Annotated in this window: 8 protein-coding genes; 1 reads left to right on the top strand and 7 read right to left on the bottom strand. The window is 53.2% G+C overall.

What is annotated here, in order from left to right; translation table 11 throughout:
* Window positions 1-116 precede the first annotated feature (116 nt).
* Window positions 117-1,631, top strand: coding sequence for a nitric oxide reductase transcriptional regulator NorR (gene norR / locus E0D98_RS20305; RefSeq protein WP_000010720.1), 1,515 nt, complete (start codon window positions 117-119; stop codon window positions 1,629-1,631).
* Here norR and gutQ read toward each other — a convergent pair.
* The 7 genes from gutQ to srlA form a co-directional block, all read right to left on the bottom strand.
* A complete protein-coding gene (gutQ, locus tag E0D98_RS20300; protein WP_001287410.1) occupies window positions 1,628-2,593 on the bottom strand; it encodes an arabinose-5-phosphate isomerase GutQ in 966 nt (321 codons plus the stop codon). The two genes, norR and gutQ, sit on opposite strands and share 4 nt — an antisense overlap.
* Window positions 2,586-3,359, bottom strand: coding sequence for a glucitol operon DNA-binding transcriptional repressor SrlR (gene srlR, locus E0D98_RS20295; RefSeq protein WP_000804550.1), 774 nt, complete (start codon window positions 3,357-3,359; stop codon window positions 2,586-2,588). The genes gutQ and srlR overlap by 8 nt, the downstream gene beginning before the upstream one ends.
* A 66-nt stretch (window positions 3,360-3,425) precedes the next feature.
* Window positions 3,426-3,785: a transcriptional regulator GutM gene (gene gutM / locus E0D98_RS20290; protein WP_000252908.1), complete on the bottom strand. Its 360-nt coding sequence runs from the start codon at window positions 3,783-3,785 to the stop codon at window positions 3,426-3,428.
* Window positions 3,786-3,889: 104 nt separating this feature from the next.
* Complete coding sequence (srlD, locus tag E0D98_RS20285; protein ID WP_001077342.1) at window positions 3,890-4,669, bottom strand: sorbitol-6-phosphate dehydrogenase; 780 nt, start codon at window positions 4,667-4,669, stop codon at window positions 3,890-3,892.
* Between the two features lie 3 nt (window positions 4,670-4,672).
* Complete coding sequence (srlB, locus tag E0D98_RS20280; RefSeq protein WP_000216201.1) at window positions 4,673-5,044, bottom strand: PTS glucitol/sorbitol transporter subunit IIA; 372 nt, start codon at window positions 5,042-5,044, stop codon at window positions 4,673-4,675.
* Window positions 5,045-5,054: 10 nt separating this feature from the next.
* A complete protein-coding gene (gene srlE, locus E0D98_RS20275; protein WP_000148875.1) occupies window positions 5,055-6,014 on the bottom strand; it encodes a PTS glucitol/sorbitol transporter subunit IIB in 960 nt (319 codons plus the stop codon).
* Window positions 6,011-6,574, bottom strand: coding sequence for a PTS glucitol/sorbitol transporter subunit IIC (gene srlA, locus E0D98_RS20270; RefSeq protein ID WP_000573321.1), 564 nt, complete (start codon window positions 6,572-6,574; stop codon window positions 6,011-6,013). Before srlA ends, srlE begins: the two co-directional genes overlap by 4 nt.
* Window positions 6,575-6,667: the final 93 nt, after the last annotated feature.

Genomic DNA, 6,667 nt, shown 5'->3' with positions numbered 1-6,667 from the left:
ATCTGATTGTTTTTACTATATAAATAAAAGTATGCTCATTAATGAGTAGTCAAAATGACTATCAATCAAATGGTCGATATGACAATATCTATAGTCAAATTGACAGTGAGGCAAAGATGAGTTTTTCCGTTGATGTGCTGGCGAATATCGCCATCGAATTGCAGCGTGGGATTGGTCATCAGGATCGTTTTCAGCGCCTGATCACCACGCTACGTCAGGTGCTGGAGTGCGATGCGTCTGCGTTGCTACGTTACGATTCGCGGCAGTTTATTCCGCTTGCCATCGACGGTCTGGCAAAGGATGTACTCGGTAGACGCTTTGCGCTGGAAGGGCATCCACGGCTTGAAGCGATTGCCCGCGCCGGGGACGTGGTGCGCTTTCCTGCAGACAGCGAATTGCCCGATCCCTATGACGGTTTGATTCCTGGGCAGGAGAGTCTGAAGGTTCACGCCTGCGTTGGTCTGCCATTGTTTGCCGGGCAAAACCTGATTGGCGCATTGACGCTCGACGGGATGCAGCCCGATCAGTTCGATGTTTTCAGCGATGAAGAGTTACGGCTGATTGCTGCGCTGGCGGCGGGAGCGTTAAGCAATGCGTTGCTGATTGAGCAACTGGAAAGCCAGAATATGCTGCCGGGCGATGCCGCGCCGTTTGAAGCGGTGAAACAGACGCAGATGATTGGCTTATCGCCAGGCATGACGCAATTGAAAAAAGAGATTGAGATTGTGGCGGCGTCCGATCTCAACGTCTTAATCAGCGGTGAGACGGGAACCGGTAAGGAGCTGGTGGCGAAAGCGATTCATGAAGCCTCGCCACGGGCGGTGAATCCGCTGATCTATCTCAACTGTGCCGCACTGCCGGAAAGTGTGGCGGAAAGTGAACTGTTCGGGCATGTGAAAGGGGCGTTTACTGGCGCTATCAGTAACCGCAGCGGGAAGTTTGAAATGGCGGATAACGGCACACTGTTTCTCGATGAGATCGGCGAGTTGTCGTTGGCTTTGCAGGCCAAGTTGCTGCGAGTGTTGCAGTATGGCGATATTCAGCGCGTTGGCGATGACCGCAGTTTGCGGGTCGATGTGCGCGTGCTGGCGGCGACTAACCGCGACTTACGCGAAGAGGTACTGGCAGGGCGATTTCGCGCTGACTTGTTTCATCGCCTGAGCGTGTTTCCACTTTCGGTGCCGCCGCTGCGTGAGCGGGGCGATGATGTCATTCTGCTGGCGGGGTATTTCTGCGAGCAGTGTCGTTTGCGGCTGGGGCTCTCCCGCGTGGTATTAAGTGCCGGGGCGCGAAATTTACTGCAACACTACAGTTTTCCGGGGAACGTGCGCGAACTGGAACATGCTATTCATCGGGCGGTAGTACTGTCGAGAGCCACTCGCAGCGGCGATGAAGTGATTCTTGAGGCGCAACATTTTGCTTTTCCTGAGGTGACGTTGCCGCCGCCAGAAGCGGCAGCGGTGCCCGTTGTTAAGCAAAATCTGCGTGAAGCGACAGAAGCGTTCCAGCGTGAAACCATTCGCCAGGCACTGGCACAAAATCATCACAACTGGGCTGCCTGCGCGCGAATGCTGGAAACTGACGTCGCCAACCTGCATCGGCTGGCGAAACGTCTGGGATTGAAGGATTAAATAATCCCGGCCTGATAGAAATCCTGCAAGTTAATTGCGCCGGTGAGTTTGCCGTTTTCATCTACCACCGGTGCGGCAGTGATTTTGCGCTTCATCAGGATCTCTTTGGCGTCGATGGCACGGCTTTGCGCCTGTAATGTGGTGCCGCCTGTCGTCATCGCTTCATTAACTGGCGTGGTGAGTGCGCCGCCGCCAACCAGCCAGCGACGTAAATCGCCGTCGGTAAAGACGCCTTGTACCTGTTGTTGAGCGTCACATACCGCCACCAGCCCCAGACCGGTGCGGCTGAGCTCCAGCATCGCATCCATCACGCTGGCGGCTAACGCTACCTGCGGGATAGCGTCATCACGGCGCATCAGATGATGCACTTTATTCAGCAAGCGAGCGCCCAGTGCCCCAGCTGGGTGGGAGCGGGCAAAATCTTCTTCATTAAAACCGCGCGCCTGCATGACCGCCATCGCCAGCGCGTCACCCATCATCAGGGTATTGACGGTGCTGGAGGTCGGCGCAAGGTGCATCGGGCAGGCTTCGCGTTCTACGGAGATATCCAGCACCGCTTTTGCCGCCAGGCCCAGCGGTGACGTCGGTTTGCCGGTCATCGCCAGCAGCGCGATAGATTTATCTTCCAGACGCGGAATAATCAGATCCAGTTCCTTCGCGCCACCGGAGTAAGAGATAAACAGCATCACATCGCGGCTTTCAATCATCCCCAGATCGCCGTGCAGTGCTTCTGCCGGATGGACAAAAAAAGCCGGTGTGCCGGTACTGGCAAGTGTTGCGGCGATTTTCTTACCAATGTGGCCCGATTTGCCAATTCCCGAAACCACCACTTTGCCTTCGCAGTGCAGGATGATATTGGCGGCGCGAACAAAATCATCGCCCAGACGTTCCGGTAAACGGCTTGCTTCCTGCAACTCCAGCATTAACGTCTGACGTCCCGCGTTCAGTAGTGCTTCACTCATTGCTCTCTCCGGTTATGATCACATCGATCCCTTTCTCTTCCAGCGCCTGACGAAACGCCGGATCGATACCTGCGTCGGTAATCAGCTTATCGACGCTTTCAAGACTGCAAACTACGTTGGGGCTTTTACGGCCAAACTTTGATGAGTCCGCCATTAAAATCACTTCGCGCGCGGCATTGCACATTGCCTTACTGACGGTATAGACCTCGTTGAAGGTGGTTACGCCCGCATTGAGATCGATGCCGTCAGTACCCATGAATAATTTGTCGAAGGTGAAATGCTCGAAGGCATTCTCTGCCAGTTGCCCGTGAAATGAGGCCGATTTTTTGCGAAATGTTCCGCCTGGCATCAGGATGGTTTGTTCGTTATCCAGTTCAGATAGCGCATTGACGATATGCAGACTGTTGGTCATCACCGTGATGTTATTAAAGCGCGAGAGCAGGGGGACCATCTGCAAAACGGTACTGCCAGCATCAAGAATTATTGAGTCGCCATCATGAATAAAACTAACGGCAGCTTCTGCAATCAGCTCTTTCTTGTGGGTGTTGATGAGCGTTTTATGATCGATAGGCGGATCGGATTCCTCTTTATTCAACACCACTCCGCCATAAGTACGAATGACGGTTCCGGCATGTTCCAGAATGACCAGATCTTTGCGAATGGTTGTGCCTGTGGTGTCAAAGTATTGCGCCAATTCTTCAACCGAGCATTTACCCTGCTTTTGCAGATACTCCAGAATGGCGGCCTGACGCTGACGAGGTTTCATGGGCGTGATTACCTGATTTAGGTTTCAAAATGATAACTTCGCAAGCAAGTAACATTCACAACGAAATTATCCACGTTTCAGTTTAAGCGCCAATGATAGAGCATTCTGTGATAGTGGATCATGGGGAAAGATCACATCGGGCTGTAAATCACCCGCATGCATACCGGTAATTGCGGGAATTTTTTGCGGTCGGGCGAAGACGGTCAGTCCTTTCATAAACAAGGTGTCGACGATGCGCTGCTGATCGTCCAGGGCGATGGCGACCACGACCCGCGGTTTAAAGCGCCCGCTGGAACGGCCCACGCCGACCCGCCCTTGCTGGCATAGTGTGTCGAAGGCACGGTTAAAACGAGAAATTTGCCAGCCGCCTAAGGCCAGTTGCGCACACCAGGCGATAACGGCGACGGTGATGAGTGCGGATACCATAACTTTTCCTTAATGTAGTGGCGGAAGTCCTGTATGCCTGATGAGCGTAGCGCATCAGGCATTCTATAGTCTCACGGAGATCCTTAACGGATCTCCGCTGTTGATCAGAACATCACCTGACCGCCGGTGACATTGATCGACTGTCCGGTGCAGTACGACGCCTTAGGACTGGCGTAGAACAGCAGCATATTCAGCACATCTTGATAATCGCAGCCGCGTTTGAGCGGTACTTTGTCGATGTAATACTGCTCGACTTGATCCGGTTTGATACCCAGCTTGGTCGCGTATTGTGGCAACAGTGACTGGAACATCGGCGATTTCAGCAGGTTACCGAGCATCAGTGAATGCACCGTAATGCCGTACTCCGCCAGATCCAGCGCCAGTGATTGAGTCAGCCCGACGCCACCAAATTTCGCTGCGCTGTAGCCAGAGTTGTGTTTGCTACCCACTTTGCCGGATTTCGAGTTGATCTGAATAATGCGACCCTGAATCCCGTCGCGGATCATCAAACGCGAAAATTCACGGGCACACAGGAAATAACCCACCAGATTCACTTGTAGCGAACGGTCAAAATCGCCGAGCTGGAAGTCGCTGATAAAGGCTGCTTTTGCTATTCCGGCGCTATAGACCAGCAAATCCACGCGACCAAAGATTTCATCTACCCCACGAGAGAGCGCCAGAACGCTTTGCTCGCTGGTGGCGTCAGCACCAAAACCGTACGCCATACCTTCACCATATTCGGCGTTAATTTCTTGTGCCACATTTGCGGCTTTGTCGCTCTGAATATCGACAACCGCGACGCGATACCCCTCGGCAGCCAGACCGTGGCACAGGAACGCGCCTAAGGTTTGCCCACCACCGATGACAACGGCAACCTGATTCATTTTTTACTCCTTAACAGATTCAAACTTCAAAACCGATCCCGGCGCGATATCGTCGGGTACAGGGCCTGCCACATGGACAGTGCCCGGAAATTCCGCTTCGTTTAAACCATCGAAGCGCAGGGTGACATGACCCAGTTCGCGAAGGTTGTCTTCCGCCACGCTGCCAACAGCGGTCACCGGATAGCGATGCTGCCCGAGTGAAAATTGCAAACCGGGATGGAGTGCACCTTTCAACTCGCCGTGGCAATGAATGAAGCAATACTCTTCGAGGTCCGCTGGCGCGCCTTCACGAAAGGTGATGAGCATCTGGTCGCTGAGGGCGTCAGTGGCACTCGCGCCGATACGGGTGATGGTGGTCTGATAAATAACGGTCATGTTTCAGCCTCTATTGATAGATAAAACCGGAGACAAACCAGGCGATCAGTACAGTCGGCGCGCCGGTTAAAAAGCGGCTCACCAGTACAGAAGGGACACCGACGCGAACCGTGTCCTGACGAGCTTCCGCCAGCGACAAACCGACCGGGATGAAGTCGCAGGCCGCCTGCGCGTTGATGGCAAACAGTGCAGGTAAAGCCAGATGCGGCGGAATATTGCCGAGACCAATCTGCACGCCAATCAATACGCCGATAACCTGTGCGATAACTGCGCCTGGGCCGAGGAAAGGTGAAAGCAGTGGGAAGGAGCAGATGAGCGCCAGCATGACCAGACCCAGTGGATGGCTCGCCAGCGGAGCAAGACCGTGGGCAATCCAGTCACCAAGGCCAGAAGCCATAATGATGCCAATGAGCGCCGAGACGAATGCCATAAACGGCAGAATGGTTTTTAATACAGTGTCGATGGTGTCACGACCAGATTGAAACAGCACCGCAACGGCGGACCCCATGCCCATTCCCACCTTCGCCAGTAAACCATCGCTTTGTTCGGTGATTTTCTTACTGGTGTCATAGTCACGGCCCACGGAAGAGGGTTGTGGTGTCGCATCACCCACTACAGTGATGTTTTCTTCTTTTACGCCAGAGACATAAATATCTTCCACAATGTACTGCGCCAGCGGACCGGACTTGCCCGTCGAGTGGATATTAATGGTGGGAATACGTCGTTTCGGATAGATGCCGCAGCGTAATGTGCCGCCACAGTCGATTACCGCGACACCAATTTCCGCCTCCGCGGGTTCACCTTCTTTAAATCCGTCAATAGCCTGCCAGCCAGTAAGCTGTGCCAGTTTGTCAACAATCGCAGGCCGGGTACCGGCGGTGATATAGACGATTTTTTTTCCCGGCGTGGCTTTCAGCTCAAGCGGGCCGCCCCAGCCACCCGTTCCTTTTTCGATCCGAATATGCGTCATGATGTTGCTCCTGCCAGGTGAACTTTTTGTTCAAGTTGAATGCCCATCTTTTTCTCAAAAATGGCGGTGGTCAGATCGGTCACCCAGCCGCGGAAGAAATTGGTGACCAGACCAACCAGCAGATAACTTACCGCCAGTGGGCCAAGTGGCAGGTTCAGCGTTGTCAGACCGCTGGCAATGCCAAGATAAACAAACAGTTCGCCAGGGTTGATATGGGGGAAGAGGCCATTCATTGAGTGGCAGCTATAAGAGGCCGCCGCGTAGTAGCTGGGTTTGTACTTTTCCGGCATAAAGCGACCCAGGCTTAGGGTCATCGGATTGCAAAAGACAAACGTGCCAATGCACGGTAACAGTAGGTAACGGGAAACAGGGTTACCGGCGCAACGTTGAGCAAAACGTTCAATACGATGCTGACCGATAAAATTAATCAGTGCGTTCATGATAACCAGCAGGCTAATCAACAGCGGAAGAATGCCGGTCACCATCCCGGTAAACACCTCTCCGCCCTTTTGGAACAGCCCGATAAACCACTCTGCACCATGAGTAATGGTTTCTATCATTGTTCTCTCCTTCAGGATTTATTGTTTTATTACCAAACGGCAACCTAATCTAATCAGATTGAAAGATTTAAAAGTGTTATTTTGATCGCAAAG

Source organism: Escherichia sp. KCJ4928, assembly GCF_004352695.1.
Lineage (GTDB): Bacteria > Pseudomonadota > Gammaproteobacteria > Enterobacterales > Enterobacteriaceae > ECMA0423.
Note: the sequence above shows the minus strand (reverse complement) of the source record. Positions and strands in the feature narration are given on the sequence as shown.

Bases quoted from the DNA above. Each gene is read 5' to 3' on its own strand.
- gutQ (WP_001287410.1), bottom strand. From the start codon at position 2,593: ATGAGTGAAGCACTACTGAACGCGGGACGTCAGACGTTAATGCTGGAG.
- srlA (WP_000573321.1), bottom strand. From the start codon at position 6,574: ATGATAGAAACCATTACTCATGGTGCAGAGTGGTTTATCGGGCTGTTC.
- srlB (WP_000216201.1), bottom strand. From the start codon at position 5,044: ATGACCGTTATTTATCAGACCACCATCACCCGTATCGGCGCGAGTGCC.
- norR (WP_000010720.1), top strand. From the start codon at position 117: ATGAGTTTTTCCGTTGATGTGCTGGCGAATATCGCCATCGAATTGCAG.
- gutM (WP_000252908.1), bottom strand. From the start codon at position 3,785: ATGGTATCCGCACTCATCACCGTCGCCGTTATCGCCTGGTGTGCGCAA.
- srlR (WP_000804550.1), bottom strand. From the start codon at position 3,359: ATGAAACCTCGTCAGCGTCAGGCCGCCATTCTGGAGTATCTGCAAAAG.
- srlD (WP_001077342.1), bottom strand. From the start codon at position 4,669: ATGAATCAGGTTGCCGTTGTCATCGGTGGTGGGCAAACCTTAGGCGCG.
- srlE (WP_000148875.1), bottom strand. From the start codon at position 6,014: ATGACGCATATTCGGATCGAAAAAGGAACGGGTGGCTGGGGCGGCCCG.